29 protein-coding genes are annotated in these 26,399 nt (G+C 38.5%); 20 read left to right on the forward strand and 9 right to left on the reverse strand.

Annotated features, from left to right (window positions below; all coding sequences use genetic code 11):
- Positions 1-15: 15 nt before the first annotated feature.
- On the reverse strand, positions 16-807 hold the full coding sequence (cdaA, locus tag AC0IWT_RS19750) for a diadenylate cyclase CdaA (RefSeq protein ID WP_056871839.1): 792 nt from the start codon (positions 805-807) through the stop codon (positions 16-18).
- Positions 808-982: 175 nt separating this feature from the next.
- Positions 983-1,843 (reverse strand): dihydropteroate synthase, encoded by an 861-nt coding sequence (gene folP, locus AC0IWT_RS19755; RefSeq protein WP_471798469.1) that lies wholly within the window; start codon positions 1,841-1,843, stop codon positions 983-985.
- Positions 1,844-1,941: 98 nt separating this feature from the next.
- On the opposite strand from folP, the gene AC0IWT_RS19760 reads away from it, so the two are divergent.
- The 4 genes from AC0IWT_RS19760 to AC0IWT_RS19775 all read left to right on the forward strand — a co-directional run bounded on the left by AC0IWT_RS19760 (position 1,942) and on the right by AC0IWT_RS19775 (position 5,354).
- A complete protein-coding gene (locus tag AC0IWT_RS19760) occupies positions 1,942-2,487 on the forward strand; it encodes a DUF1599 domain-containing protein (protein WP_471798470.1) in 546 nt (181 codons plus the stop codon).
- Complete coding sequence (locus AC0IWT_RS19765) at positions 2,488-3,639, forward strand: BT_3928 family protein (protein ID WP_471798471.1); 1,152 nt, start codon at positions 2,488-2,490, stop codon at positions 3,637-3,639. It begins immediately after the preceding gene.
- Positions 3,640-4,695 (forward strand): ABC transporter permease, encoded by a 1,056-nt coding sequence (locus AC0IWT_RS19770; RefSeq protein WP_471798472.1) that lies wholly within the window; start codon positions 3,640-3,642, stop codon positions 4,693-4,695.
- 158 nt (positions 4,696-4,853) lie between these two features.
- Positions 4,854-5,354 carry a shikimate kinase gene (locus AC0IWT_RS19775; RefSeq protein WP_471798473.1) on the forward strand — a complete coding sequence of 167 codons (501 nt, stop codon included), beginning with the start codon at positions 4,854-4,856 and terminating at the stop codon, positions 5,352-5,354.
- Positions 5,355-5,376: 22 nt separating this feature from the next.
- Here the strand turns inward: AC0IWT_RS19775 and crtD are convergent, their stop codons facing one another.
- The 3 genes from crtD to AC0IWT_RS19790 are packed head-to-tail and all read right to left on the reverse strand — an operon-like array spanning position 5,377 to position 9,078.
- Entirely contained in the window at positions 5,377-6,843 is a 1,467-nt protein-coding gene (gene crtD / locus AC0IWT_RS19780) for a 1-hydroxycarotenoid 3,4-desaturase CrtD (RefSeq protein ID WP_471798474.1), read from the reverse strand.
- A 15-nt stretch (positions 6,844-6,858) separates the two neighbouring features.
- The gene (locus AC0IWT_RS19785) at positions 6,859-8,562 is read right to left on the reverse strand and encodes a M28 family peptidase (RefSeq protein WP_471798475.1); all 1,704 of its coding nucleotides are present in this window, start codon (positions 8,560-8,562) and stop codon (positions 6,859-6,861) included.
- Between the two features lie 57 nt (positions 8,563-8,619).
- Positions 8,620-9,078, reverse strand: coding sequence for a DoxX family protein (locus tag AC0IWT_RS19790; RefSeq protein ID WP_471798476.1), 459 nt, complete (start codon positions 9,076-9,078; stop codon positions 8,620-8,622).
- A 273-nt stretch (positions 9,079-9,351) separates the two neighbouring features.
- Here AC0IWT_RS19790 and AC0IWT_RS19795 point away from each other — a divergent pair, with 273 nt between their 5' ends.
- The 3 genes from AC0IWT_RS19795 to AC0IWT_RS19805 all read left to right on the forward strand — a co-directional run bounded on the left by AC0IWT_RS19795 (position 9,352) and on the right by AC0IWT_RS19805 (position 11,512).
- Complete coding sequence (locus AC0IWT_RS19795; protein ID WP_056871831.1) at positions 9,352-9,462, forward strand: hypothetical protein; 111 nt, start codon at positions 9,352-9,354, stop codon at positions 9,460-9,462.
- Positions 9,463-9,600: 138 nt separating this feature from the next.
- Positions 9,601-11,019 (forward strand): 23S rRNA (uracil(1939)-C(5))-methyltransferase RlmD, encoded by a 1,419-nt coding sequence (gene rlmD / locus AC0IWT_RS19800; protein ID WP_471798477.1) that lies wholly within the window; start codon positions 9,601-9,603, stop codon positions 11,017-11,019.
- Positions 11,020-11,104: 85 nt separating this feature from the next.
- Complete coding sequence (locus AC0IWT_RS19805; RefSeq protein WP_056871829.1) at positions 11,105-11,512, forward strand: hypothetical protein; 408 nt, start codon at positions 11,105-11,107, stop codon at positions 11,510-11,512.
- A 132-nt stretch (positions 11,513-11,644) separates the two neighbouring features.
- Here AC0IWT_RS19805 and AC0IWT_RS19810 read toward each other — a convergent pair whose 3' ends face one another.
- Positions 11,645-12,352 (reverse strand): head GIN domain-containing protein, encoded by a 708-nt coding sequence (locus AC0IWT_RS19810; protein ID WP_056871828.1) that lies wholly within the window; start codon positions 12,350-12,352, stop codon positions 11,645-11,647.
- A 175-nt stretch (positions 12,353-12,527) separates the two neighbouring features.
- Here AC0IWT_RS19810 and AC0IWT_RS19815 point away from each other — a divergent pair, with 175 nt between their 5' ends.
- From AC0IWT_RS19815 to hemH, 7 genes are all read left to right on the forward strand, one after another.
- Positions 12,528-13,037: a phosphoribosyltransferase family protein gene (locus AC0IWT_RS19815; protein ID WP_471798478.1), complete on the forward strand. Its 510-nt coding sequence runs from the start codon at positions 12,528-12,530 to the stop codon at positions 13,035-13,037.
- Positions 13,038-13,107: 70 nt separating this feature from the next.
- Entirely contained in the window at positions 13,108-13,731 is a 624-nt protein-coding gene (locus tag AC0IWT_RS19820; RefSeq protein WP_471798479.1) for a 1-acyl-sn-glycerol-3-phosphate acyltransferase, read from the forward strand.
- The gene (locus tag AC0IWT_RS19825) at positions 13,728-14,825 is read left to right on the forward strand and encodes a glycosyltransferase family 2 protein (RefSeq protein WP_471798480.1); all 1,098 of its coding nucleotides are present in this window, start codon (positions 13,728-13,730) and stop codon (positions 14,823-14,825) included. Before AC0IWT_RS19820 ends, AC0IWT_RS19825 begins: the two co-directional genes overlap by 4 nt.
- Positions 14,795-15,454 (forward strand): carotenoid biosynthesis protein, encoded by a 660-nt coding sequence (locus AC0IWT_RS19830; RefSeq protein ID WP_471798481.1) that lies wholly within the window; start codon positions 14,795-14,797, stop codon positions 15,452-15,454. Before AC0IWT_RS19825 ends, AC0IWT_RS19830 begins: the two co-directional genes overlap by 31 nt.
- 27 nt (positions 15,455-15,481) lie before the next feature.
- Positions 15,482-16,330, forward strand: coding sequence for a 4-hydroxy-3-methylbut-2-enyl diphosphate reductase (locus tag AC0IWT_RS19835; protein WP_471798482.1), 849 nt, complete (start codon positions 15,482-15,484; stop codon positions 16,328-16,330).
- 36 nt (positions 16,331-16,366) lie between these two features.
- Entirely contained in the window at positions 16,367-17,053 is a 687-nt protein-coding gene (locus AC0IWT_RS19840; RefSeq protein WP_471798483.1) for a fatty acid desaturase, read from the forward strand.
- An 88-nt stretch (positions 17,054-17,141) separates the two neighbouring features.
- The gene (hemH, locus tag AC0IWT_RS19845; RefSeq protein WP_056871821.1) at positions 17,142-18,152 is read left to right on the forward strand and encodes a ferrochelatase; all 1,011 of its coding nucleotides are present in this window, start codon (positions 17,142-17,144) and stop codon (positions 18,150-18,152) included.
- Positions 18,153-18,154: 2 nt separating this feature from the next.
- Here hemH and AC0IWT_RS19850 read toward each other — a convergent pair whose 3' ends face one another.
- Positions 18,155-19,363: a 3-deoxy-D-manno-octulosonic acid transferase gene (locus AC0IWT_RS19850; RefSeq protein ID WP_471798484.1), complete on the reverse strand. Its 1,209-nt coding sequence runs from the start codon at positions 19,361-19,363 to the stop codon at positions 18,155-18,157.
- A 65-nt stretch (positions 19,364-19,428) separates the two neighbouring features.
- Between AC0IWT_RS19850 and AC0IWT_RS19855 the strand changes: the two genes are divergently transcribed.
- From AC0IWT_RS19855 to AC0IWT_RS19875, 5 genes are read left to right on the forward strand one after another with little or no spacing between them, the layout of a single operon-like run.
- Complete coding sequence (locus tag AC0IWT_RS19855; protein WP_471798485.1) at positions 19,429-20,739, forward strand: UDP-glucose dehydrogenase family protein; 1,311 nt, start codon at positions 19,429-19,431, stop codon at positions 20,737-20,739.
- Position 20,740: 1 nt separating this feature from the next.
- Complete coding sequence (locus AC0IWT_RS19860; RefSeq protein WP_471798486.1) at positions 20,741-21,730, forward strand: UDP-glucuronic acid decarboxylase family protein; 990 nt, start codon at positions 20,741-20,743, stop codon at positions 21,728-21,730.
- 2 nt (positions 21,731-21,732) lie between these two features.
- On the forward strand, positions 21,733-22,755 hold the full coding sequence (gene galE, locus AC0IWT_RS19865; RefSeq protein ID WP_056871817.1) for a UDP-glucose 4-epimerase GalE: 1,023 nt from the start codon (positions 21,733-21,735) through the stop codon (positions 22,753-22,755).
- Entirely contained in the window at positions 22,756-23,310 is a 555-nt protein-coding gene (locus AC0IWT_RS19870; protein WP_471798487.1) for a hypothetical protein, read from the forward strand.
- A gap of 16 nt (positions 23,311-23,326) precedes the next feature.
- Positions 23,327-24,064, forward strand: a complete 738-nt coding sequence (locus AC0IWT_RS19875) for a tyrosine-protein phosphatase (RefSeq protein WP_471798488.1) — start codon at positions 23,327-23,329, stop codon at positions 24,062-24,064.
- A 15-nt stretch (positions 24,065-24,079) separates the two neighbouring features.
- Here AC0IWT_RS19875 and AC0IWT_RS19880 read toward each other — a convergent pair whose 3' ends face one another.
- Positions 24,080-25,312 carry an ABC transporter permease gene (locus AC0IWT_RS19880; protein ID WP_056871814.1) on the reverse strand — a complete coding sequence of 411 codons (1,233 nt, stop codon included), beginning with the start codon at positions 25,310-25,312 and terminating at the stop codon, positions 24,080-24,082.
- 111 nt (positions 25,313-25,423) lie between these two features.
- A complete protein-coding gene (locus tag AC0IWT_RS19885) occupies positions 25,424-25,777 on the reverse strand; it encodes a HesB/IscA family protein (RefSeq protein WP_056871813.1) in 354 nt (117 codons plus the stop codon).
- A 91-nt stretch (positions 25,778-25,868) separates the two neighbouring features.
- Here AC0IWT_RS19885 and AC0IWT_RS19890 point away from each other — a divergent pair, with 91 nt between their 5' ends.
- Complete coding sequence (locus AC0IWT_RS19890) at positions 25,869-26,399, forward strand: DUF7935 family protein (protein ID WP_471798489.1); 531 nt, start codon at positions 25,869-25,871, stop codon at positions 26,397-26,399.

The raw sequence follows: 26,399 nt of genomic DNA on the forward strand, positions 1-26,399 counted from the left end.
TTGATTTTCCTAACGCTAAAAATCTTTGTTAAGTAACTTTTCAAGTTCTCCAAAAGATACATTCATTCTAACTCTTCCTTGTTTTGCGTAAGATATTTCTCCTGTTTCTTCCGAAATAATTACCGCAACTGCATCGGTTGTTTCCGAAACACCTATACCGGCTCTATGCCTTAAGCCAAATTGAGATGGCAACTGGTCGTTATCGGTGAGCGGTAAAATACAGCTGGCACTTTTTATTTTATTTTCTGATATTACCACAGCGCCATCGTGCAGCGGACTGTTTTTCTGAAATATGCTTTCAAGTAATCGCTTAGATATTTTGGCATCAACAACCTCACAGCTATTTGCAAAAAACTGTTCATCATAAAATTTGACAAAAACGATTAAGGCGCCTGTTCTGGTTTTCTTCATCGTTTTACAGGCATCGATTATTGGCTTAATCCGCGTTAGGTTATTGCGTTCAATTTCCTTGCGACCGAATAAATAGCCCCACCAGGCTTTATTTTTTTGAAGAAATGCATTTTTTCCAATCAGCAAAAGAAATCGCCTGATTTCAGGGTGAAAAATCACGATAAGTGCAATGATACCAACACTCATAAACTTTTCTATGATTGTTGTAAGCAACTTCATATGCAGAACGTCTACAACTTTGTAAAACACTGCTATAATGAGCATACCAACCAATAGGTTTACGGCTAAGGTATTGCGGATCAGGGTGTAAACGTAATAAATCAAAAGCGCAACCAGCACAATATCTACTACATCTGTTACGGTGAATTTTACGAAGTCGAAATCTAATCCTTTCATCAGCGACAAGATAGTTTTTTTTGTTTGATTTGGTTTATTGTTCGAATTGAAAAATTGTTGAATTGTTTAACTCTGCAGCTAATTCAGTGTTCAAATTAATTATCCGATTCGTAAGGTAAGTCACTCATAATCGTCAACTAAGCGTCGCAGGTAACGAGCTAAAACCGTCATACAATTAACCCGGCAATTCTAACCGTTCAATCAGTTTTACACATTCAACTGCCTCTTTAACATCGTGAACCCTTAAAATTTTAGCACCCTTTTGCAGCGCAATTGTGTTGAGTACTGTCGTTCCATTTAGCGCTTCGGCAGCGGTATTACCTAAAACTTTGTAAACCATTCCCTTTCTCGAAAAACCGGCCAGAACCGGGAGATTGAAGATTTGAAATTCCTGCAGCTGGCTCAAAAGTACGTAGTTATGCTCGGTTGTTTTACCAAAGCCAAAGCCTGGGTCGATAATTAAATCATGAACTTTCAAGCCTTTTAACTTACTGATTTTTTTGGCGAGATAATCCATAATATCGAACAGAACATTTTTGTAACCTGGGTTTTGCTGCATCGTTTGTGGGGTTCCAAGCATGTGCATAAAAATGTAAGGAACCTGTAGCCTGGCTACCGTGTCGAACATATTGTTGTCGAGCTCGCCTGCTGCAATATCGTTAATCATATGCGCACCGGCCATAATGGTTTCTTCGGCCACTTTTGCTCTAAAAGTATCTATTGAAATTAGTGCTTCCGGCAGGTTTTTATGCAGAGCTTCGATAACCGGAATTAATCGGCCAAGCTCTTCATCCTCAGAGATATTTGTAGCACCCGGTCTGGAAGAATAGCCGCCTATATCTACAAAGGAAGCGCCTTCATTTAAAAATTGTTCTGTTTTTTTTAGCACCTCGCCGATAGATTTGGTGCGGCTGTTGCTGTAAAATGAATCTGGCGTAATGTTTAAAACCCCCATCACTTTTGGCGTACTTAAATCAAAGATTTTTCCTTTAATATTCAGGCTTTGTTTTGCTTCAAAAAAGTTTTTTTCTACCATATTAAGCCCTTTCGGGATTTGGGTTTCGCATTAAAAATGTATCTTTAGCTTTTGTTTTTTCTAAACAAAAATACATTAAAACTAAATAATTATTGGCCTTGGCACAAACAAATACCGCTACCGAATTTGATGATGTGATTACAGTTTGCAGATCCTTATTCCTAAAAAAAACGAAAGATTATGGTACTGCATGGCGCATTTTGAGGCCGAGTTCGATTACCGATCAAATTTTTATAAAGGCCCAACGAATCCGCACTTTGGAAGAAAAGAAAGTGAGTATGGTGGGTGAGGGAATCACCTCAGAATATATTGGGATTATCAATTATTGCGTAATTGCAATGATGCAGCTGGAGCTTACAGAAAACGACCCGATTGAACTGCCTTTTGATGTGGTGCAATCCGTTTTCGATGCCAAGGTAAGTGAAACTAAAGATTTAATGTTTGCGAAAAACCACGATTATGGCGAGGCATGGCGAGATATGCGCATAAGCTCGTTAACAGATTTGATATTAATGAAGATTTTCCGTGTTAAGCAAATTGAAGATAATGATGGGCAAACACTTGCATCTGAAGGTGTGAGCGCAAACTACCAGGACATGTTAAATTATTCGGTTTTTGCATTGATAAAACTTGGCGTAAAATAGATGAAGAACACAGCACTAACCTTTTCGAGAATATTTGTAGGCATTTTATTTATCTTTTCCGGATTGATAAAAGCAAATGATCCTTTGGGTTTTGGCTACAAACTTCAGGAGTACTTTGAAGTTTTTCACATTGACTTTTTAAGCCCGATTGCCACCGGAATCGCTATTTTTCTTTGCACGTTAGAGGTGGTTCTTGGTGCATTACTTTTGCTCGGTTTCTGGGGCAGAAAGGTAAGCTGGGGCTTGCTTTTGCTCATCGTGTTTTTTACAATACTTACGTTCGTTTCTGCATTTTTTAAAGTGGTAACCAGTTGTGGTTGTTTTGGCGATGCAATTCCGCTAACGCCATGGCAGTCGTTTAGTAAAGATTTAGTGCTCCTGGTGCTTATCGTTTACATTTTTCTAAACAAGGCTTTAATCCGGCCGGCATTTAAAAGTTTTATCACCCAGCGAAATATATCGATAGCGGTTATCCTAGTTTCACTTTTATTCGGTTTGTATACCTACAACTTTTTACCTGTGGTAGATTTTCTGCCATATAAGGTAGGGGCCCATATTCCGTCGCTTATGGTAATTCCTCCCGGGGAACAACCCGATGAATATCAAATCATGTATCATTTGAAAAATAAGGCTACAAAAGCTGAAAAAGACATGAGCGATAAAGAATACCTTAAAACCGAAATATGGAAAGATAATAACTGGGAAATTATTGGTGAACCCGCCAAAACCCTTGTTAAAAAAGGTTACGAACCTAAAATTAAAGATCTTATCATAACCGATGCTTCAGGAACAGATTATACAAAGGAACTTATCGAAAATCCTTATTACAGTTTGGTTTTTGTTGCCTACAGTCTAAACGATGCTAATCTTAAGGCAATTGGCGACCTAAATGCTTTGGCAATGAATGCAACGCAGCAATTTAATATCCGTACGGTGCTGCTTACTTCAAATTCTGCTGTTGATGCGGAGAAGTTTATTAAAAAGACCAATCTTTTTTCGGAGGTGTTTTATGCGGATGCCGTTCCGCTAAAAAGTATGGTTCGAGCAAATCCGGGGGTGCTGCTTTTAAAAAACGGTGTCGTAATTAACAAGTGGCATTTTCATAATGTGCCTACATTCGAGCAGTTAAGCACTAAATATTTCAGCAAATAAATGTTAGCCTATATCATAAAAAAACTTCTTTATGGCTTGCTGGTTATGGCGGGGGTTGTGTTTGTTGTGTTTGTGTTATTTAATATTTTGCCTGGCGATCCTGCGAGGATGACGATGGGTCAGCGAGCCGACGTTCAATCGTTAGAAGCTGTAAGAAAGGAATTTGGCTTAGATAAATCCAAACCAGTGCAGTTCATTCTATATGTGAATGATTTGTCCCCGATTTCCATCCTTGATAATGACAGCACTGCGCAAAAAAAATATCGTTTCGTAAAGCTGCTTAGTTTCAACGAAAAGGCTTTAGTTATAAAGTGGCCTTACCTCCGAAGTTCTTATCAAACCAAAAGAGATGTTACTGCGATACTCTCTGAAACTGTTCCGAACACTTTTGTGCTGGCGCTAACGGCCATGATTTTCGCCACGATTATTGGTGTTTTTCTGGGTGTTCTTTCTGCCGTTTACAAAGATTCCTGGGTCGATAAATCGGCAAATGCTTTCGCTATTTTGGGTATCTCAGCACCATCTTTTTTTGCCGGTATTATTATCGCATGGTTATTTGGTTTTGTATTAAGCAATTATACCGGCTTAAGAATGAGTGGAAGTTTATACAGTTATGACCCTTTTAAAGGTGAAGTTTTAACGCTTCGCAATTTGTGGCTTCCAATGATAACTTTAGGACTAAGGCCTTTAGCCATTATTGTGCAGCTAACCAGAAGCGCCATGCTCGATGTTCTGGCGCAAGACTATATCCGCACGGCCAGGGCAAAAGGTTTGGGTAAAAATGCAATTATCTATAAGCACGCCTTAAAAAATGCGATGAACCCGGTGATAACTGCTATTTCTGGATGGTTTGCATCATTATTGGCAGGTTCCTTTTTTGTTGAATACATTTTTGGATACAACGGCTTGGGCAGAACAACGGTTACTGCGCTGGAAATGTCTGATTTTCCGGTAGTAATGGGTTCTATTTTGTTTATTGCCTTTGTGTTTGTGGTGATAAACATTTTGGTCGATATTCTTTATGCCTACATTGACCCAAGGGTGAAACTCGCGTAGAATTACAGAGAAATTAGTTGTCTACGCATCGCTGATAACTGTTTACTCAGAATCACAATACCAGAGGTAAACGGTTAATTTTGACAGCTGCACACTAATTTTTGCAAACATCAACAACTTTGTAGAAGTCAAATCACTCAATAGAAAAAAATATAAGAATGAAAATTTTTCTCGTTGGATATATGGGCTGCGGCAAAAGCACCAAAGCTAAGCAACTTGCACATCGGCTAGATTGCCCGGTGATAGATTTAGATGCAGAAATTGTAAATAAATCGGCCAAACCGATTGCAGAATTTTTTGAAGCTTATGGCGAAAATGGTTTCAGGGCGTATGAAAGTGAAATGCTTAAAACATATAACTACCCCGAAACCTGCGTGGTTGCAACTGGCGGTGGTTTGCCATGCTTTTTCGATAATATGGACTGGATGAATGCGCATGGTGAAACTGTTTATCTCGAAATGGAGCCATCGCAATTGGTTTCGAGATTGCATAACCGCCAAAAAAGACCATTGATAAAGGATTTAAACGATGAACAGCTCCTTGAATTCATCAAGTTAAAGCTCGAAGAAAGAAACACCTTTTATAGAAAGTCGAAAATTGTTATCAACGCCTTCGATTTAGACGCTGAGCGATTGGAGGAAGCGATACGAAATGCTTAAGGCCGGGCAGCTAATAAATAAGCTAAATACTGATGAGATCTTGATCGATGATTTTTGCAGATAATAAAGCTAATGGGATGCCACCTCCCGGATGCACGCTACCGCCGCAAAAATACAGGTTTTTTATTTCCGGACTGAAGTTGGGGTGCCGTAAAAATGCAGCGAATTGATTGTTGGAACTGTTTCCGTATAGCGAACCCTGATAGGAGCCTGTTCTGCTTTCTATCGTCCTGGGGTCTAAAATTTGTTCGCAGGCGATATTAGCCGATATATCTGTTTTTAAAATTCTGTTGAGCTTTTTAAGTATGTTTTGCCTGGCTAAATCAATAAGCTCATCCCAGTTTTGTCCGTTATTTGCAGGCACATTAATCATTACAAACCAGTTTTCATTACCTCCAGGCGCATCATTTGCAATGTGTTTTGAAGTAATGTTGATGTAAATTGTCGGGTCGTCATATATCGACTTTTCTTTCCAGATTGCATTAAATTCTGCCTCGTAATTTTCCGCAAAGAAAATATTGTGTAAGCCTAATTCGGGATAGATATTTTTCATTCCCCAATAAAAAATCAACGCTGAACTGCTCCGTTCCTGGTTTAAAAGCTTTTTAGGTGCCTTGAAATTTTTCAACAGGTTTTTGTAAGTAAACCAAACATCTAAATTGGAGATTACGACACTTGCCTCTACCAACTTTCCATTAACCTTTACACCTGTTATTTTTTTCTGCTCGGAAACAATTGCTTCAACAGGTTTATTGTAGTGGAATTTAACGCCCAAATCTGTTGCCAGTTTAACCAAAGATATTACAATTCCATACATGCCACGTTTGGGAAGAAAAGCTCCGAAATGGTATTCAAAATGGGGGATAACGTTGAGCGTAGCGGGTGCCTGAAATGGATTTGAACCATTATATGTTGCATACCTGTCAAACAGTTGTGAAATACGGCTATCCTTAAAAAAACTTTCGTTTGCAGCATGCTGAGAACGAAAAGCGTCAATTTTGCCAAATCGAAATACAGATTTGAGTGTATCAAAATGCAGATAACTTTTCAATTTGTGCAAGGTTCGTTCGAGGAAGACTTTGTGGGTTACATCATAAATTGTTGCACTCTTTTTTAAAAATCTTTTAATTTCTGCTGCAGAAGAATTTGTTTTTTCGCCCACTTCGTTCGCGAAGATTTCCACATCTGAGGAGCCCGTTAGCCGGAGGCCGTCCTCATAAAAGTACCTGCAAATCTCATCAAGCTTTTCGTATTCAAAATAATCCTTGGGTTCTTTTCCCGCCAACTTAAAAAGTTCATCAACATATTGTGGCATTGTAAATAAGCTTGGACCGCCGTCAAATCGAAAACCGTTCATTTCAATTTGCGATAGTTTTCCGCCGGGATAATCATTCGCTTCAAAAACCTGTACGTCAAATCCTCTAACGGCCATTCTTATGGCAGATGCAATGCCTGCAATTCCGGCCCCAATTACTACTACTTTCGGCATATGAAATATATAAAGCTATTTCAACGCCTCCACGTACGCTTTTGTTTGTTTTTCCAATTCGAGCGTGGCCACTTTTATTGATGAACCAATTCTGGTTGTTTCGGCCTTCACCGGCATTTTGTTTATTGTAGCTAAAGCATCAATATACCATTTACTCCAGGTTTCAATAATGTGCTGTTCATCAGCAGCAGGCTTTCCTGCTGCAATTGCTTTTTTACTCAATTCAAACTCCGTTTTTAATCTTGTTAAAGCATCCAATTTAACTTGTGTAACGGTTTTACTTGCCATATTTTCATCGGCAGAGATTAATGAATACGCAGCTGTTAAAGCACTGATGCCAACATTTTTCATTTCCGTTGGAGAAACTTTATCTATCCTATCGTTATCTGTGTGGTAAAATACATCGGTAAAGTGCCACATCAATAAACCGGGAATTTTAGCCTGAAGAAATGGCGTGTGGTCGCTTCCACCTTCGAAAGGATTATAATTTACCGTCCAGTTGGCAAACTTACCCTGGGATTTACAGATATCGAAAATAAAATCGTTGAAGTAATGCGGGAAAAGGTCTTTTTCTTTTACGTCTCCGGCGCCCCATTCGGTATGTTTATCCGTACCACGGGTCCAGATGGCAGAAGGGTCGGGCATTTTTTCAATCAGAAATGACCCGCCTGTTTTTTTAGTGTCCTCACCAACCATATCCAAACTCATTCCCCACAAAATACCTTTTGCACGTGCTGTATCTTCGGTTATGTATCTTCTGGTCGATACAATTTCATCGCCCCATAAAAATGTGAGTGTACGTTTTGGGATTATCTTTTTTGCCTGATAAAGTTCGGCCGTTAGCCTTGCCATTTCTGCCAGAGTACCAACACCGCTTGCGTTGTCGTTTGCGCCCGGTTCCTGCACGTGCGCACTGAAAACAAACCGCTCGTCTGCTTTTTCGCTTCCTTTTACGTTTGCAACAATGGTTAATTCCTCGGACTGGTAGATTTTGGTCTCGATATTTACCTTTAGCTTTGTTGTACCTTTTTTACACTCTTCTTTAAGTTTTTCTTTCGCCGAATAAGATAAAAGCAACGTCCAAACCTCACTATTGGGCCGCATGCTGCCAAATTGAATAGAAGTTTGATGTACTTCTGGTTGCGTATATTTTGGCATCGCGTAGCCAAGAACGCCAATGGCACCAGCCTTAACTGCGGTAGGCAATAACCTCGAAGGGTTACTCTCTGAAAACAGTATTTTGCCTTTCAGATCCAGTTTTTCCATCTCGGCTGGCACAATCTTATCGATAAATACCAAATCTGCGGTAACGCCCTCAGCAGGGGTAGACACGCAGTTTATCGGAATCATATTGCGATTTGTTTTGAATGAAATTAGCGGCTGAGCTGTTCCGAGAATTTCTATACTAGCGTTGATGGGTTCCCAGGTTTTGTTTTTCATCGCCCGCTTTTCAATGCGATAGGTTAGCGGCGCTTCAAATTCGTTTTGCTTTTGCTCGACAAAACCGGCTTTTTTCAGAATGCCTTCAACGTTATGTATGCTGGCATTAAAGCCCGTATTGCCCGGAACTCTAAAAAACTTTTCTACAAAAGCCGTGGTTTCATAGGCATTGTTCTCTTTAAAACCGGATCTTGTAAGTTTGAAATATTGTTCCGTTGTATTTTGGGCGTAACTCGAAAATCCCACTAAAAGCAGGCCTGTAAAAATCTTAGTTTTCATTAATCAGCTATAAAGGCTGAAAGATACTAAGAATACGCTTCAATGTTGCGTTTTACTTCAATCATAACGCTTACCTTTTCTATTTTTTAATCCTTCATCAACGGATAACGGACCAGAGCCGGTTACCCAAAACAAAACAAGTAAAAACAACACCAAAACCGAGAGCCATAACTCTGAATTTGGCATTGAAAACCCTCGCGTCAGGTTTACAAATAACACGGCGCATAACAATATCGGGATTTGAATTACCGCGGCAAACCTTGTTACCAAGCCAAGCGTTAACAAAATGCCACCAACTAAATGCGCAAAAGCAACAATATGAATGGCAACACTGATAAGCATGCCCGAAAACCCAAATACATTGTTTTCGACAATTAGATTTTGTAATGCCGATGTATCGCTAATGAAAGAAACACCTTTGCCAAAAATTACCAGGCCTAACAGGATGCGAAGAAAATCAAGCCATTTTGATTGATGAACATCTCCCCAGTGTTCAATTTTACGGATAACGTTCATGATGAACCTCCTTTTTTTGAATTGTTATATTAAGTTACCTATTTAATTTGGTTTAATCAATAACAATTTGAAAACTAAATATTTAACAAAAACCAGGATTAATTTCGAGCTTCTACCGATTGACTTTCTTAAGAAACGATTTCAAAATTAATCATAAGGTAATCTGAGCGACTGCTAAATTTACACATCAGGAATTAACATAAAATTAATTTGAACCGTTTCGGTTTTTGGTCTAAATTTTGTATTATTGCTTAAATACATAAGTTTTTTATCATGAGCAAAGAAATATTGGACTTTTCCGTACAGGTAGATGAAAAGTTCGACCTAAAATTTAACTGGGCCGATGGTTTTTGGGGCGCAGCTTTTAAGTTTTTTGGAAAATAATTTTCACTAATCGAACATTTCTCAACGAACAGTTTTACGTTCGGGGCCAATACTATTGCTTAAATTTTTAATAGTTCTTTTTATCTTCCGGCTTTCTGCCTTCAACCTTTAACCTCTTTTTTCTATCTTTGCGGCATAATGAGTAGAAGAAAACCTGGTGCGGTAACTATAATTCCGAATGTGCATGTAATCGATATTGCGGAAGAAGGAAAAGGTGTGGGCAAAGCTGACGAGTTGGTTGTTTTTATAGACAAAGCGGTGCCCGGCGATGTTGTTGATGTTCGGTTAACAAAAAAGAAAAAGAATTTTGCGGAGGCCGTAATTGAACAGTTGCATGAAAAATCGACATTACGCACCGATCCTTTCTGCCAACATTTTGGTACATGCGGTGGTTGCAAATGGCAGCACATGGGCTACGAATCTCAGTTAAAATTTAAACAGAAGAATGTTGAAGCAGCCTTACAACGTCTTGGCAAGATAGACACCTCTATTACCGAGCCGATTTTGGGTTCAGCGAAAAACAGGTATTACCGCAACAAGCTGGAATTTACTTTTTCTAACAAACGGTGGTTGGAAAAAACCGACATGGAACGTGAAGATAATTTCGATATGAATGCCCTTGGTTTCCATGTTCCATTACGTTTTGACAAAATATTGGATATTGAGCATTGTTATTTGCAGGATGATCCATCAAACCAGATTAGAAATGCTGTTCGTAAGTATGCTTTGGAAAATGAGGTTTCATTTTATGATTTGAGAAACCACGAAGGCGTTTTGCGTAACCTTATCATCAGAACTTCCAGTACTGGTGAAATCATGGTAGCGGTTATTTTCGCATATCCGGAGCAGCGCCAAATTGATTCGATGATGACTTTTCTTAAGGTGGAGTTTCCGCAGATTACCTCCTTACTTTACATCGTAAACCAGAAAAAGAACGATACTATTTTTGATCAGGAAGTCAATGTTTTCGCTGGTCGCGATCATATTTTTGAGGAAATGGATGGCATCCGTTTTAAAATCGGTGTAAAATCTTTTTATCAAACTAACTCAGAACAAGCCTTTGAGCTTTATAAAATAACGAAAGAATTTGCGGGTTTCGCTGGCAACGAATTGGTTTACGATTTATATACCGGGGCCGGAACCATCGCAAATTTCATTGCAAAAGATGTTCGGCAGGTTGTGGGTGTAGAGTATGTTCCGACGGCAATTGAAGATGCAAAATTTAATTCTGAGCTGAACGGCATCGGCAACACTGTTTTTTATGCGGGTGATATGAAAGATATTTTAACTGCCGATTTTGTTAAAGAACATGGAAAGCCAGATGTTGTAATTACCGACCCGCCAAGGGCAGGAATGCATGCGGATGTGGTACAACGTTTGCTGGAAATGGAAGCTGAAAAAATTGTTTATGTAAGCTGCAATGCTGCAACGCAGGCAAGGGATTTAGAGTTGCTTAAAGAGAAATATGATGTTGCCCGGATAAAACCTGTAGACATGTTTCCGCATACGCAACATGTAGAAAATGTAGTTTTATTAAAATTTAAAGGATTTAATTGAGTGATTTGTGGAGTGGTTTTTGGCAAATAGTTTATTCATTTAGTCCCATTCAATCAATCAGTCATTCAAGATTCAACAGTTAAAAATGGATAGAGAAGAATTATTGGGCGCAACGCCGGAAGATAGCGGAGCACCACAAAAAAAACAGGAAAGTCCGTTGATAAGTCTGGAAAAGGACCTGGAGTTTTATGCAGATGCGATAAAAGAGGTTTCAATAGAAATTATGGTAGAGGGGATTTCTGCTTACCCTATTTTTGTTGCACACCAGCACGAAGTAAAACTGGGTGAAATTATCTTAAACAAAGAAGAACTAAATACCGACTGGACCATACAGGCCTCCACGCTGGAAGAATTTGTAGAAAAGGGAATTATAAATAAAGAGAAGAAAGAACAGTTTCTGAAAGTTTACAAGAAACCTGAGAATTTTATGTGTGTTTTTGTCGTCGTTCCTGAAGGGGCAAACTTTATTTACTATCCTTACAAAAAAGGCTAAAAGTTGAAGAAGCTTATTTCTAAGCAGGTTATGGATGTTAATTTGCTCCCTTTTGATGTTTTTTTATATAAAAAATCGCTGCTTTGCATCCGCAAAGCGAGCGATAGTAAAATTAATTAAACCTAAAACTAACTAATTTACTTTTGTAACATCACCACTTTTAGATGATGACGTTTTCTTTAATGATGCGTTGCCTTTATAGTGTACATCGCTTCCGCCAGAAGCACCCGCTTCTAAGCCTTTTGTTACATGTATATTTGCGTCTGAGCCGCCTGATGCGCTAACTTTAGCATAATCAACCACGAAATCATAAGCATCAACATCGCTGCCGCCGCTGGTTTGTAAAATCATATTTTCTGCTTTGCCGGTCAAGGTAACATCGCTGCCACCGCTGGTTTGCAACTCGATATCGGTACAAATCAGGTTTAGTTTAACGTCCGAACCACCCGATGAACGCAGTGCAAATTTGCCTGTTTTCACTTGTCCCTGCGAGAAAACATCGCTGCCGCCTGAAGCAGTAAGTGCCGCCAGCGTTTTAAAATTTACATATGCTTTAATACTCTGATTTTTAAACATAGAACCCCAATGCACGCCTTCTTTCATTTTAATTACCAGGTTGCTGCCTTTCTGCTCTACAACCACATTTTCCAGTAAATCTGAAGTCGCTTTTAGCGTTAAACTTTCGTTGTTTCCCTGGGTTAAATACAAATCGATGCCACTGCTTACCGTGATGTTGCTAAAGTTTTTTACCGCTACATTTTTAGATTGTTGCGCATTTGCAACTAAACTGGAGGTAGCAAGAAGAAATATTGTAGCAGTTGTTTTTAAGAAATTTTTCATTGGAAGTTTATTTAGATTTTGTGTTTTGAAGGGATGATTGAATTTTGTTTTTGTTATTCGGTTAAATATTAGACGCAGAACCGGCCAAAACGTTGCAGCTAATCCAAAATTAATTTTGAAATAGTTTGAATTTAAGCCTTAAAATCGTTCTTTTTGTATTCAAACCTTTTTAAAAATGGCCGCGACGCAACTGTTAATTCTCAATAAAAAACAAATACAGCAAAAAATTGATCGTATAGCTTATCAGATTTTGGAAGATAACCTTAATGAAAAGGAAATTGTACTTGCCGGAATTTGGGATAGAGGCTACAAACTCGCTATTCGTTTGGAAAAGGTATTGAAGAAGATCTCGGATTTTAAGCTCACGTTGCTCCGTATCGATTTGGAAAAGCAAAGCAGTAAACTGGTTGCCACCACCGATTTAAATGAAATCCAGTGGAAAAATAAAGTTATTATTCTGGTTGATGACGTTTTGAACAGCGGTAAAACGCTCGCTTATGGCTTAGGTGTTTTTTTGAATACGCCACATAAAAAAATCCGCACAGTTGTGCTGGTAGACAGGAGCCACAAAATTTTCCCGATTGCCACCGATTTCGTCGGACTTGAGCTGGCCACGATTTTAAAAGAACATGTTGATGTTGTAATGGATGTTGACGGCGAAGAGGACCGTGTTTATTTAAGTTAATCTGATTTATTTAAATTTTGTGTTTACACACACATTTGCAATTATTCCTATTTTTTCGCAACTTTCCTGAATGTACTATCCACGAAAAAATAACATCATCCATAAATTTTTTTCCTGGTACATTCAATTTATCGTTGATAAAGATTTCGCTGCCTTCAATTACGAAAATGTTGCCCTCAAAAAGGATGCGTCAGTTTTGGTTTTGGCCAACCATTTCAGTTGGTGGGATGGTTTTTTGATATTTTACATCAATAAAAAAGTATTTAAAAAGCAGTTTCATGTTTTGGTTAATGCAGAAAATTACAAAAAGGTTGGCTTTTTAAAATATCTTGGAGCCTTTGCAGCCGAACATTCGGGTAAAGATGTTTTGGAAACCTTAAATTACGCCGGAACTTTGCTCGATAATCCGGAGAACCTGGTTTTGGTTTTCCCTCAAGGTAAACTGTATTCCAACCACCTCAAAACTATAAGCTTTGAAAAAGGGGTTATGCAAATGATAAATTCCAGTCAGAAGAAAATTAATGTTGTTTTTGCAGCCACTTTTATAGATTTTTTTTCGAAGCGTAAATCATCTGCATATACCTATCTGCAGAACTGGGAAAATGAAGAATACATTAGTGTGCAGTTATTGAAAAGTGCCTACAACAAACATTACGATAATTCTGTTGTTAAACAAACACAAATTACCGAATGACAATTTTTATCTACGCAGCATTAATCTTTCTCATTATTAGGTTTTCTGTCACCGTTTTTAACTTCCTGTCAAACCCAAAGCTTCCACGAACCATTAAGCATTACCAGGAAAAAGTATCCATATTAATTCCTGCCAGAAACGAAGCTGAAAATATCCTTCAATTATTACAATCAATAAAAGAGCAGGATTACACCAATTATGAGGTAATTGTGTTGGATGATGGCAGCAGCGACAATACTTTCGAACTGGTAACTCAGTTTTCAGAAAAAAATACGCAGTTTAAAATCTTTAAAGGATTGGAATTACCAGAAGGCTGGCTGGGTAAAAACTACGCATGCCACCAGCTTTCAGAAATGGCAACCGGCAAATTTCTGCTTTTTGTTGATGCTGATGAGGTTATAAAACGCGGATTGATTAATAGTTTAATATTTCGGGTAGAACGTAATGGATTAAGCTTGCTGAGTATTTTTACCAATCAGATAATGATAAGCTTCGGAGAAAAGTTAACCGTGCCATTGATGCATTTTATACTGCTGAATTTGCTGCCGCTCCGCTTGGTGAGATTTTCTAAAAACCCAGCTTTTTCCGCTGCGAGCGGGCAGTGCATGTTCTTCGATGCAGAAAATTATCATAAAAATCATTGGCATAAACGGGTTAAAAACCGCGTGGTAGAAGACGTAGAGATAATGAAGCTTGTAAAGCAGGCAGAATATAAAACCGAAGCATTGTTGGCTAACAGTTTAATTTACTGTCGTATGTACAAAAACCTGGCTGAGAGTATCGACGGCTTTAGTAAAAATTTACTGGCAGGTTTTGGTAATAACATCATAATATTATTACTTTACCAGCTTTTGGTGGTTAGCTGGCCCATTTTGTTATTCGTAAATTACGATGTACATCTGCTGGTTCTACCGCTAACGTTAATTGTTTTAAGCAGGATGATGATTTCTTTTTTATCAGGGCAAAATGTGTTGTTAAACCTTGTTTTGCACCCGGTACAAATGCTGTTCTTTCTGTTTATCTCAGTTAAATCAATTTCTAATCATTTACAAAAAAAGGGAACATGGAAGGGCAGATCGATAAAAACGATTTAAAAATTAAAAAGCTGGCATTAGCCGTAATCATCATTTTTCATCTCGTTGGTTTGCTGGGGTTTCTAATTCCTGTTGCCCAGCCATATTTTATTAAGCTTGTTCCTTTTCACTTACTTTTAATGTTTGCTGTTATTGTGTGCACTTACAATGCAGATATTAAACGGCTGGCGCTCTTTGTTTGCGGCGTTTTCTTATGTGGTTTCCTGGTAGAGGTTTTAGGTGTTAAAACAGGCAAAATATTTGGTAGCTACTACTATGGTACAACACTTGGGTTTAAAATTGCAACGGTTCCACTACTGATGGGGGTAAACTGGGTTATCTTAATTTTCAGTACCGGCCAGATGATTAAAAGTTTAAAAATCCGTAATGGCATCCTTGCATCGTTAATTGGTGGTTTGTGCTTAATTACCTTCGATTTTTTCCTGGAACCGGTTGCCATGAAATTTGATTACTGGCATTGGGATTGGCACGAAATTCCGTTGCAAAACTACATCGCCTGGTTTGTAGTTTCGGTAATTTTACTCAAATTCTATTACGCATTGGGCCTGAAACAACAAAAGTACATCGGCACAGCAATGTTTCTTTCGCAATTTATATTTTTTGTTGTCTTATACATGACAACTCGATAGCATAATTTTGCTTAATTTTGTAACGCAATGAATCAAAATTTACAAGTCACTATCGATAAATCATCCGGCTTTTGCTTTGGCGTAGTCTATGCAATTGAAATGGCAGAGGATATTTTGGATAACGAGGGTTATTTATATTGTCTTGGTGATATCGTTCATAATGATGAAGAAGTTGAACGCCTCACAAATCGTGGTCTTAAAATTATTGATCATGATGTGCTCAAAACGCTTAAAAACGAAAAGGTTTTAATTCGTGCACACGGCGAAGCGCCCTCTACTTATCAGCTTGCCTTAGAAAACAATTTAACACTAATTGATGCATCTTGCCCGGTCGTGTTAAAGCTGCAGAACCGGATAAAAAGTTCGCACGATGATGATGAACAAATCCTGATATTCGGGAAACATGGTCATGCGGAGGTTATTGGTTTGCAGGGTCAAACGGATGGGAAGGCGATTGTTTTCCAGGATTTAGCGGAGCTTGATAATATAGAATTGCCTTCTAAATTTACCCTATACAGCCAAACCACAAAGAGCGTAGATAAATTTTATCATATTAAGGATGAACTTTTATCGCGGGGTTACGAGGTAAAAGCTAACGATACCATTTGCAGGCAGGTTTCTAACCGATACCAGGAGTTGGAAAATTTTGTAAGCCAATACAATAAAATCATTTTCGTATCAGGTAAAAAGTCATCCAACGGAAAGGTGCTTTATGATGTTTGCAAAAAATACAACGACGATTCTTACTTCATTTCAAATGTAGAAGAACTGGATAAAAACTGGTTTAACGAAAATGATAAAGTGGGGATTTGCGGCGCAACCTCAACACCAATGTGGCTTATGGAGAAAGTTAAAACCGCTTTAGAGCAGTTTTAGTCTTTTTAGGCAATCAATTTTCTGTTAAAACTGTTAATGAGAAAAAGCCACTTGAAAGTAAACCAAAATTATACTGGAGTTCTTATTGCCTGCATCGTAATCACTTGCTGGTTTATATCACTTTTTTTTCTACTAAGCTGGGATTTTAAGTGGAGTAATCCTTTGGTTTATATGATGATTTTTGTCCAGATGCATTTGTACACAGGTTTATTTATAACTGCTCATGATGCCATGCATGGAACTATCTCGCCTAATAAGCGGCTTAATAATTTTTTTGGCTTTCTGTCTGTCTTTTTGTACGCAGGTTTTTTCTACAATAAACTTTATAGCAAGCACCACAAACACCACTCGCATGTGCATACCGAACACGATCCTGATTTTGCACCTCATGGCTTTTGGAAATGGTACTATAGCTTTATGATGAATTATGTAACCGTAATTCAGCTTGTTATTATGGCGGTTGCTTACAATGTTCTTAACATTTGGCTCAGCGAAAAAAACTTACTGGTCTTTTGGGTGCTGCCATCGTTGCTCAGCACTTTTCAGTTGTTTTATTTCGGCACCTATCTGCCACATAAAGGCGAACATGATAACGAATATTATGCGTCAACCCTCCGCAAAAACCATTTTATCGCTTTTATAACCTGTTATTTTTTTGGATACCATTTGGAGCATCACCAGAAACCGTCTATGCCCTGGTGGCAATTGTATAAAACCAAATAAATTGCTTTTTACTAAATCCTGATACATTATACTAAATACTTGGCGGTAAAAAAGCGATATTTGCGCCACAAACATATTCTTTATTTAAATGAGCAAAAAGGGAATTTTACTGGTAAATTTAGGAACACCCGATAGTCCTGCGGTACCTGACGTTAAAAAATATTTAGATCAGTTTTTAATGGATGAACGGGTAATCGACATTCCTGCATTTAACAGAACTTTGTTGGTTAAGGGGATTATAGTTCCTTTCCGAAGCCCTAAAACTGCGAAATTGTATAAAGAAATCTGGGGTGAAAATGGTTCTCCTCTGCTATATTATAGCAAATTACAGGCAAAAATGCTTCAGGAAAAGCTGGGAGACGATTACCACGTAGAACTTGCAATGCGTTATCAAAGTCCGTCGATAGCGTCGGCCCTTGCAAATTTGAAAGCTGGTTTGGTAGAAAGCATTCAGGTAATTCCAATGTTTCCACAATACGCATCTGCGAGTACAGGTTCGGTAATGCAGCTGGTCATGGAGTTGGTAAGTAAATGGCCTACGGTGCCACCAATCTCGTTTATCAATTCTTTTCATGATAATGAGCTGATGATAAAGGTGTTCGCCGAAAATGCCAGGAAATATAAGCCCGAAACTTATGATCATATTTTATTCAGTTTCCACGGTTTGCCTGAACGACAACTGCTAAAGTGCGACCATACTGCCAGCTACTGCTTAAAGCATTCGGATTGCTGCCAGACACTTAATGATACCAATAAGTTTTGCTATTCTGCACAGGGACACGATACTGCAAGATTAATTGCCAAAGAACTTAACCTTTCAAAAGAAAACTATACAGTTTGCTTTCAGTCACGTTTGGGTAAAGAGCCTTGGGTTCAACCTTATACTACAGATGTTTTAAAGAAACTTGCATCAGAAGGTAAGAAAAGACTTTTAGTTTTTAGTCCTGCTTTTGTTGCCGATTGCCTTGAAACACTTTATGAAATTACGGTTGAATATCATGAAGAATTCAGGGCGCTGGGTGGCGAACATGTTCAACTCGTGGAGAGTTTGAACGATAGCCCCGTTTTTATTGAAGCTTTAGCTGGAATGGTGAAGTAGATTTAGTTTAAATTCTTCAAAATTACTTCCGTTGCGCCTTTTTTATCCTGAACATATTTCTTTGCTGAAAACGAGGATTGTTCATTAGATTTAAAATATTCGAAAGCGTCCGTCAATTCGGACGCATTTGATATGCTTTTGGCTGCGCCAATGGCAAGTAAATCTTTCGCTTCCTGGAATTTGTTAAAGTTCGGGCCAAAAATTACAGGTAAACCAAAGGCTGCGGCCTCCAGCGTGTTATGGATTCCGGCACCGAAGCCACCACCAATGTAAGCTATCTTTCCATATTGATACAAAGCGGAAAGCATCCCGATATTATCGATAATTAAAACCCGGGAATTAATGTGGGGGTTGGCTTCGTATGTCGAATATCTCGTCGTTTTTCCAAAGGCATTTTCAATGCTCGTTAGATGCCCTTCATGAATTTCGTGAGGGGCAATGATAAATTTCCAGTCTGGATATTTTGCAGGCAGTGTCGCCAGCAGTTTTTCGTCATCAGGCCAGGTGCTGCCACAAATTAGCACAGGCGAATCGCCACAAAACGAAGCTATTTCTGGTATTGCTTCTGCATTTGCGGCATTTTCAAAAACCCTGTCGAATCTCGTATCACCACTTATGCTTACGTTTTCGAGGCCAATTGATTTAAGTAACAAGCTGCTCTCCTGATTTTGTACAAAGAAATGGGTAACATATTTAAGTATGTTGCTGTAAAAGCCTCCGTAGCTTTTAAAAAAAACCTGGTCTTTTCTAAAAATCCCGGAGATGATGTAAAGTGGAATGCCTTTTTTATCAAGCTGTTTGAAATAGTAATACCAAAACTCATACTTTGTAAAAATGGCCATCTCAGGATTTACCAGTTCGATGAAACGCTTTGCGTTGGTTTCGCTGTCAAGCGGTAAGTAAAAAATTCCATCGGCTAATGCGTAATTTTTTCTGATTTCGTATCCCGAAGGAGAGAAAAATGTAATGACGATTTTCTTTTTAGGGTGTAATGTTCTAAACTTTTCCAGAACGGGTCTTCCTTGCTCAAATTCGCCAAGCGATGCAAAATGAAACCACACATTTTCATTTCCTGGCTGAATTTTTTGGGCTATCTGATTGAAAATCTGCTTCCTTCCGGAAATAAAAAGTGCCGCTTTCTGATTAAAAAAGGAGAAAATCCAGATAATCGCACCATAAATTTTAATTCCTAATATATAAAGTAAAAGCATTGATTGGATTTTATTATCTTCGTGCCAAGATAAAACGAAAATATTTAAAATCCCCTATTAAATATATGAAAATAGCCGTAGTTGGTACCGGATACGTAGGTTTAGTAACCGGAACATGTTTAGCAGAAACAGGAAATAATGTAATCTGCGTAGACATTAATGAAGCCAAAGTTAAGAAAATGCAAGAAGGACAGGTTCCCATTTATGAGCCGGGTTTGGATTTGCTGTTTCACAGAAATATTGAGCAAGGCAGGTTGCATTTTACGACCAACCTTGCAGAAGCAATTGAAGAAGCACAGATTATCTTCATGGCTCTACCAACGCCTCCGGGAGGAGACGGTGCGGCTGATTTATCCTATATTTTAGGTGCAGCTAAAGACATTTCTAAAATTATCAAAGAATACAAAATCATCGTTAACAAATCTACCGTTCCGGTTGGAACAGCGGATAAAGTGAGGGCAGTGTTCGCAGAAAATACAGCTATAGAAGTTGATGTGGTTTCAAATCCTGAATTTTTACGCGAAGGGGTTGCTGTTGAAGATTTTATGAAACCTGATCGGGTAGTTTTAGGAACAAAAAGCGAAAGAGCGAAAAAGTTAATGACAGACCTTTACGGGCCATATGTTCGCCAGGGAAATCCGATTTTATTTATGGATGAACGTTCTTCAGAATTAACAAAATATGCGGCCAACTCTTTCCTGGCAACAAAAATTACCTTTATGAACGAGGTTGCAAACCTTTGCGAACTGGTAGGGGCTGATGTTGATGCGGTAAGAAGAGGTATAGGCTCGGATGATCGTATTGGTAAACGTTTTCTATTTCCCGGAATCGGTTATGGCGGTTCTTGTTTTCCGAAAGATGTTCAGGCTTTGGTAATGGCAGCCGACGAAAATACCTACGATTTTCAAATCTTAAAATCCGTAATGGAAGTTAATGAGCGCCAGAAAACAATCCTGGTTGATAAAGTTTTGAAATATTACAAGAACGGCATCGCGGGCAAACATTTTGCACTTTGGGGTTTGGCTTTCAAGCCTGAAACAGACGATATCCGCGAAGCACCTGCTTTATATATTATTGATGCTTTGGTTAAAAACGGTGCAACCGTAACTGTTTTTGATCCGGAAGGAATGTCGAACGTTAAAGGTGTAATTGGTGATAAGGTAAAATATGGCGATAACCAATATGATGCCTTAGAAAATGCTGATGCGCTTTTAATTGCAACAGAATGGTCGGTTTTCAGAAATCCTGATTTCGATAAAATAGAGTCAACCCTTAAAAACAAGGTTATTTTTGACGGACGGAATTTATACGACCTCGATAAAATGGTAGATTTAGGATATTATTACAACAGCATTGGCCGTAAACTGGTAGATTAATATGAGCAGTAAAAGAATTTTAATTACCGGCGCAGCGGGCTTTTTGGGCTCTCACCTTTGTGACCGTTTTATAAAAGAAGGTTACCACGTAATTGGTATGGATAACCTGATAACAGGCGATTTGGCCAATATCGAACATTTGTTTCACCTCGAAAATTTCGAGTTTTATAATCACGATGTTTCGAAGTTTGTCCATATCCCAGGCCAGTTAGATTATATTTTGCACTTCGCATCTCCTGCAAGTCCGATTGATTATTTAAAAATACCCATCCAGACTTTAAAAGTTGGTTCTTTAGGAACACACAATTTATTGGGTTTAGCAAGGGCAAAGGGCGCCAGGATGTTAATTGCTTCAACTTCTGAAGTTTATGGCGACCCAAGCGTGAATCCACAACCTGAAGAATATTGGGGAAATGTAAATCCGGTTGGTCCGAGAGGTGTATATGATGAAGCGAAACGTTTCCAGGAAGCAATTACAATGGCTTATCATACCTTTCACGGTGTAGAAACTAGAATTGTTCGTATTTTCAATACTTATGGCCCAAGAATGCGCCTGAACGATGGTCGTGTTTTACCTGCATTTATTGGTCAGGCATTAAGAGGAGAAGATTTAACCGTTTTCGGTGATGGTAGCCAAACCCGTTCATTTTGTTATGTAGATGACTTAATTGAAGGTATTTATCGTTTATTGATGAGCGATTATGCTCAGCCGGTAAATATTGGTAATCCGGATGAAATTACCATCAAACAATTCTGCGAAGAAATTATAAAGTTAACGGGTACATCGCAAAAGATAATTTACAAGGAACTTCCTCAGGATGACCCGAAACAACGCAGACCAGACATTACCAAAGCACAGGCTTTGTTAAAATGGGAGCCGAAAGTTGGACGTGCCGAAGGATTAAAAATTACCTACGACTACTTTAAATCATTGCCTGAAGAGGCCCTGGCAAAAATAGAACACAAAGATTTTCATAAATACAATCGTTAAAAATGTCTAAAATTTTAGTTACCGGAGGTACCGGATATATTGGTTCGCACACCGTTGTTGAGTTACACAATGCAGGTTACGAAGTTGTAATAGTTGATGATTTATCCAACTCAAGTATCAAAATTTTAGATCAGATTGAAGCCATTATCGGCATCAAACCAGAATTTCATCAGTTTGATTTGTGCGATACGGCCAAGGTAAACGATTTTGCTGCAAAATATAATGATATCACCGGTATCATTCATTTTGCAGCTTTTAAAGCCGTTGGCGAATCCGTTCAGAAGCCTTTAAAATATTATAAAAACAACTTCTTTAGTTTAATCAATCTTTTAACTGCGTTTGATAGAAAGATAAATTTCGTATTCTCATCTTCTTGTACCGTTTATGGTCAGCCCGATAATTTGCCCGTTACGGAGCAAGAAAAAGTGAAGCAGGCAGAATCTCCTTATGGAAATACGAAACAAATTGCTGAAGAAATCTTAACGGAAACAGCTGCAGTTACACCAGATTTAAATGTAGTGGCCTTACGCTATTTCAACCCGGTTGGCGCTCATAAAACAGCCTTGATTGGTGAGCTTCCAAACGGTGTGCCGGCTAATTTAGTTCCTTTTATTACGCAATCTGCAATTGGTAAGCGTGGGCCGATTACTGTTTATGGCGACAATTACAATACACCGGATGGCAGTGCAATTCGTGACTATATACATGTTGTAGATTTAGCGAAAGCACATGTTGCTGCCATTAAGCGTATGGAACATGCTGAATCTGCCTCTAATTACGAAGTCTTTAATATTGGCACAGGAAAAGGTTCTTCTGTTTTAGAAATCATTAAAGCCTTTGAAACTTCAACAGGTGAGAAATTAAATTACCAGATTGGCCCAAGAAGAGACGGTGATATTGAGCAAATTTATGGCGATGTAACAAAATCCAGAGAATTACTTGGCTGGCAAACGGAATTAGACGTTAATGAAATGATGCGTTCTGCCTGGGAATGGGAAAAATACATTAAAGCAAATCCGTTTTAGATGAAGCTTGCGGAGCATAAAGACTTAAAAAACGCCATTACAGATTTACCTGTTAAAGAGAAAGATAAGTTATTGCTGCGCTTAGTTGCAAAGGATAAAGTTTTAACAGAACACCTTCATTATCGCTTATTGGAAGATGAAACTGATTTAGAAAATCGTAAGGAACAGCTTAAATCGGATTTTACAACAGAAATTGCGGAGCTTAAAAAGCTAAACGTTAAAGAGGCACTCGCAAAAGTAAGGAAAATGATTACCTCGGTAAATCATTTCTACAAAGTAACCAAAGATGCTTTTGGAGAAGTTGAATTAAAAATTTTCATTTTGTCTTCAATCCCTCTGGATTACAAACGATCACTTTTTGGCTATAAAGATTTTGGCTTTCTTTTTGCAACCTTTTACCTCAAAACCGTTCAGGTTACGCTAAATAAACTCGCTAAACTTCACGAAGATTTGCAGTTTGACTTGTCGGAGCAAACAAACAAATTGCTTGCTAAAATTTATTCATCTAAATTAGCAGGAGCAGCAGAGGCATCAAATTTGCCACGTGCCGTTTAAAACTGTTTAGTTTACTATGTTCGGATTATTCAAAAAGAAAAAGTCAACTCCAGAATTTAACTTTTCAAATATTGGAACTGATATGCATTCGCACATCATTCCAGGTATAGACGACGGGGCACAGACGCTTAGTGATGCCTTAATGCTAGCCAGGAAATTCAAGCAGCTTGGTTACCGAAAGCTTATTGCAACACCGCATATCATGGCCGATTATTTTCGCAATACGCCTGATACCATTAACCGGGCGCTCGATGTTTTAAGAAAGGGATTGCTCGAAATTCAATTGGATTTAGAAATCGAAGCTGCGGCAGAATATTACCTCGATGAAACCCTTGAACGAAAAATCAAACAAAAAGAGGTTTTAACTTTTGGCAGCCACTACCTTCTTTTTGAGCTTTCTTACATAAATCCTCCTCAAAATCTTTTTGATTTTATTAAATTGATACAGGATTGTGGCTACAAACCGGTGCTCGCACACCCAGAAAGGTATCCTTACTACTACAGTTCTTTAGAAAGTTACCATCAGATAAGGGAAACAGGTTGCTTACTTCAATTAAATTCTATTGCCCTAACAGGTTATTATGGAAAAGGTGCTGCTAAAGTGGCCGACGAGATGGTTGAACACCATTTGGTTGATTTTATTGGCAGCGATATGCACCACCTTAAACATGCGGCAGCATTGGCCGAAAGTTTAAATACCCCTGCTATGCAAAGGTTGTTAACTACCCACCAGTTAAATAATGTTTTGCTTTAAGCTAATAAATAAAGGCTACTCGTATCTAAGCGCCTCAACAGGGTCTAATTTCGAAGCTTTTTTAGCAGGATAGTAGCCAGAAAGAATACCTACGCCTACGCAAATAACAAATCCTCCAAAAATAAATAACCATGGAATAATGAACGAGCCGCCCATGGCGAGCGATATCAGGTTTCCAATTACAATTCCCAGAAATATCCCCAAACTACCGCCCATTAAGCAGATTACAACCGCTTCGATTAGGAACTGCCGGCGAATAACTTTAGGATTTGCACCAATTGCTTTTCTGATTCCAATTTCGCGTGTTCTTTCGGTAACTGAAACCAACATAATGTTCATCAAGCCGATAGATGCCCCGATTAGTGTAATAATCCCAATTGCCACGCCACCAATGGCAACGAAAGCAAGGTTTTCGAAAAGCGTTTGCGCAACAGCATCACTTTTGGTAATTTCGAAGTTGTTAGGTTCGCTGATTTTAACTTTTCTAATGTTTCTGAATAACGCCGTTGATTCACCAATAATATTTTCCTGCATGTCATTCGTTGGCACCATTACCGTTATGGTATAAGATGGATTGGCATTAGCATTGATTTGTTTTGCTTTTAGCAATGGCACGTAAACAGCTCTGTCGCCACTAAAACCCATACTCGAACCTTTCGATACCAGAATACCCACAATTTTGAATCGATTATTCCCCACGTTGATGAGTTTATCGATCGGGTCCTGATTTTTGAAAAGTTTATCCACAACTTCACTACCAACAATACAAACATTGCTGCCCATTTCAACTTCCGACTTACTAAAATTCCGACCTTCAGATAAGCTCAGGCCTTGTGAGGCAAGTCCGTTTTCGTCGATGCCCTGAACGTTTATATTAGGATTGGTTTTTAAACTTCCGTTTTTTATGGTAGAACCACCACTGGCAAAAACGCTCACTGCAACCGTTGCGGGTGTATTTAAACTGTCTTTGAATTTAACAGCATCTTCATATCTGATAGCCTTGAAGGGTTTTGGGCGTTTGCCCTGGCCACCTATTCTAATGCCCGTGCCGCGGTTACGAATTGTAAATGAATTAGCGCCCATGCTGCTAAAAGCCTCAGTCATGCTTGTTTTTACAGCATCGAGTGTTGTTAAAATACCGACTAAAGCACTCAAACCAATGGCAATAATTAATGCCGTTAGCATTGTGCGCAAGCGATTGCTTTTAATAGATTGTAATGCCAGCCTGATATTTTCTCTGTAATTCATTTAGTTATATAGCGTAATTGCGATGGTTTTTTCTTAGAAGATCCCTAAAAATAAAAAAAGTCCCGATGTTTAGACAAAGGGACTGTACAATATGTTACAATATTATTTTCTTTAGGCCGAAAAACTGGTGCCGCAACCGCAGGTGCTCGTCGCATTTGGGTTAACAAAAGTAAAACCTCGGGAGTTCAAACCGTCTTGCCAGTCTATCATCATGCCCATTAAATACATTTGATGGGCCTTGTTCATGAAAACCTTAATTCCATCAATGAAAAACTCCTGATCGCCATCTTTTCTCTGGTCGAAACCCAAAATATAATTCATCCCCGCGCAACCACCACCTTCTACACCAACACGCAAACCATAGTCATCACCAATTTCTTGTTGATCTTTTAATTTATATAACTCTTTTGCTGCGCCTTCTGAAAAAGTTACTGGTGCAAATGCTGTATCAACTGTTGTGCTCATGTTATTTAAATTTTATCTGTTACAAATATAAATAATAATGCACATTTTTGCTTTTCTCTGGTTTTAAAATTACCGTAGATAAACAATATATATGAATGTACAGCAAATAATCGCAGATGTTTTGGTATTGGGAGCAGGCGTTTTTTTAGCGCTAATCGCAATTTATTACGTTTTGAAAAATGATATCCAACGTTTCTTTAACCTAAAAACAATCGAGCTGAATAAAGAAAGCAGGGCACATATCTTGCCCTTGAGGCTGCAGGCACATGAGCGACTAATAATTTTTGTTGATAGAATTAACCCTGCGAATCTTTTGGTGCGTCTGCATCAGCAAGGCATCGCGATTGCCACGCTGCAGGCCGGGATATTAAACGAAGTGCGTTCAGAATATCAGCACAACATTACACAGCAACTTTACGTAAATAGTGAAACCTGGAATGTTGTACGCAAATTAAAAGAGGATTCGATTGCGATGATTAATAACGCGGTACAAAATATACCGGCAGACGCCAACGGAATTGAACTGAGTAAAGCGATTCTGCAGCATATGGCCAGTATTGATGAGAATCCTTACGACTTAACGATTGAGTTGATTAAAAAGGACATTCAAAAATTGTTCTGA

The organism is Pedobacter sp. AC464 (genome assembly GCF_979253075.1).

Coding starts and splice junctions, on each gene's coding strand:
- AC0IWT_RS19785 (WP_471798475.1), bottom strand. CDS start 8,562: ATGAAAACTAAGATTTTTACAGGCCTGCTTTTAGTGGGATTTTCGAGT.
- AC0IWT_RS19825 (WP_471798480.1), top strand. CDS start 13,728: ATGACAATTTTTATCTACGCAGCATTAATCTTTCTCATTATTAGGTTT.
- AC0IWT_RS19850 (WP_471798484.1), bottom strand. CDS start 19,363: ATGCTTTTACTTTATATATTAGGAATTAAAATTTATGGTGCGATTATC.
- AC0IWT_RS19885 (WP_056871813.1), bottom strand. CDS start 25,777: ATGAGCACAACAGTTGATACAGCATTTGCACCAGTAACTTTTTCAGAA.
- AC0IWT_RS19795 (WP_056871831.1), top strand. CDS start 9,352: ATGAGCAAAGAAATATTGGACTTTTCCGTACAGGTAGATGAAAAGTTC.
- AC0IWT_RS19765 (WP_471798471.1), top strand. CDS start 2,488: ATGAAGAACACAGCACTAACCTTTTCGAGAATATTTGTAGGCATTTTA.
- hemH (WP_056871821.1), top strand. CDS start 17,142: ATGAGCAAAAAGGGAATTTTACTGGTAAATTTAGGAACACCCGATAGT.
- AC0IWT_RS19835 (WP_471798482.1), top strand. CDS start 15,482: ATGAATCAAAATTTACAAGTCACTATCGATAAATCATCCGGCTTTTGC.
- rlmD (WP_471798477.1), top strand. CDS start 9,601: ATGAGTAGAAGAAAACCTGGTGCGGTAACTATAATTCCGAATGTGCAT.
- AC0IWT_RS19775 (WP_471798473.1), top strand. CDS start 4,854: ATGAAAATTTTTCTCGTTGGATATATGGGCTGCGGCAAAAGCACCAAA.
- AC0IWT_RS19840 (WP_471798483.1), top strand. CDS start 16,367: ATGAGAAAAAGCCACTTGAAAGTAAACCAAAATTATACTGGAGTTCTT.
- AC0IWT_RS19875 (WP_471798488.1), top strand. CDS start 23,327: ATGTTCGGATTATTCAAAAAGAAAAAGTCAACTCCAGAATTTAACTTT.
- AC0IWT_RS19855 (WP_471798485.1), top strand. CDS start 19,429: ATGAAAATAGCCGTAGTTGGTACCGGATACGTAGGTTTAGTAACCGGA.
- AC0IWT_RS19805 (WP_056871829.1), top strand. CDS start 11,105: ATGGATAGAGAAGAATTATTGGGCGCAACGCCGGAAGATAGCGGAGCA.
- crtD (WP_471798474.1), bottom strand. CDS start 6,843: ATGCCGAAAGTAGTAGTAATTGGGGCCGGAATTGCAGGCATTGCATCT.
- AC0IWT_RS19870 (WP_471798487.1), top strand. CDS start 22,756: ATGAAGCTTGCGGAGCATAAAGACTTAAAAAACGCCATTACAGATTTA.
- AC0IWT_RS19860 (WP_471798486.1), top strand. CDS start 20,741: ATGAGCAGTAAAAGAATTTTAATTACCGGCGCAGCGGGCTTTTTGGGC.
- AC0IWT_RS19790 (WP_471798476.1), bottom strand. CDS start 9,078: ATGAACGTTATCCGTAAAATTGAACACTGGGGAGATGTTCATCAATCA.
- cdaA (WP_056871839.1), bottom strand. CDS start 807: ATGAAAGGATTAGATTTCGACTTCGTAAAATTCACCGTAACAGATGTA.
- AC0IWT_RS19830 (WP_471798481.1), top strand. CDS start 14,795: ATGGAAGGGCAGATCGATAAAAACGATTTAAAAATTAAAAAGCTGGCA.
- AC0IWT_RS19890 (WP_471798489.1), top strand. CDS start 25,869: ATGAATGTACAGCAAATAATCGCAGATGTTTTGGTATTGGGAGCAGGC.
- AC0IWT_RS19770 (WP_471798472.1), top strand. CDS start 3,640: ATGTTAGCCTATATCATAAAAAAACTTCTTTATGGCTTGCTGGTTATG.
- AC0IWT_RS19815 (WP_471798478.1), top strand. CDS start 12,528: ATGGCCGCGACGCAACTGTTAATTCTCAATAAAAAACAAATACAGCAA.
- folP (WP_471798469.1), bottom strand. CDS start 1,843: ATGGTAGAAAAAAACTTTTTTGAAGCAAAACAAAGCCTGAATATTAAA.
- AC0IWT_RS19880 (WP_056871814.1), bottom strand. CDS start 25,312: ATGAATTACAGAGAAAATATCAGGCTGGCATTACAATCTATTAAAAGC.
- galE (WP_056871817.1), top strand. CDS start 21,733: ATGTCTAAAATTTTAGTTACCGGAGGTACCGGATATATTGGTTCGCAC.
- AC0IWT_RS19820 (WP_471798479.1), top strand. CDS start 13,108: ATGTACTATCCACGAAAAAATAACATCATCCATAAATTTTTTTCCTGG.
- AC0IWT_RS19810 (WP_056871828.1), bottom strand. CDS start 12,352: ATGAAAAATTTCTTAAAAACAACTGCTACAATATTTCTTCTTGCTACC.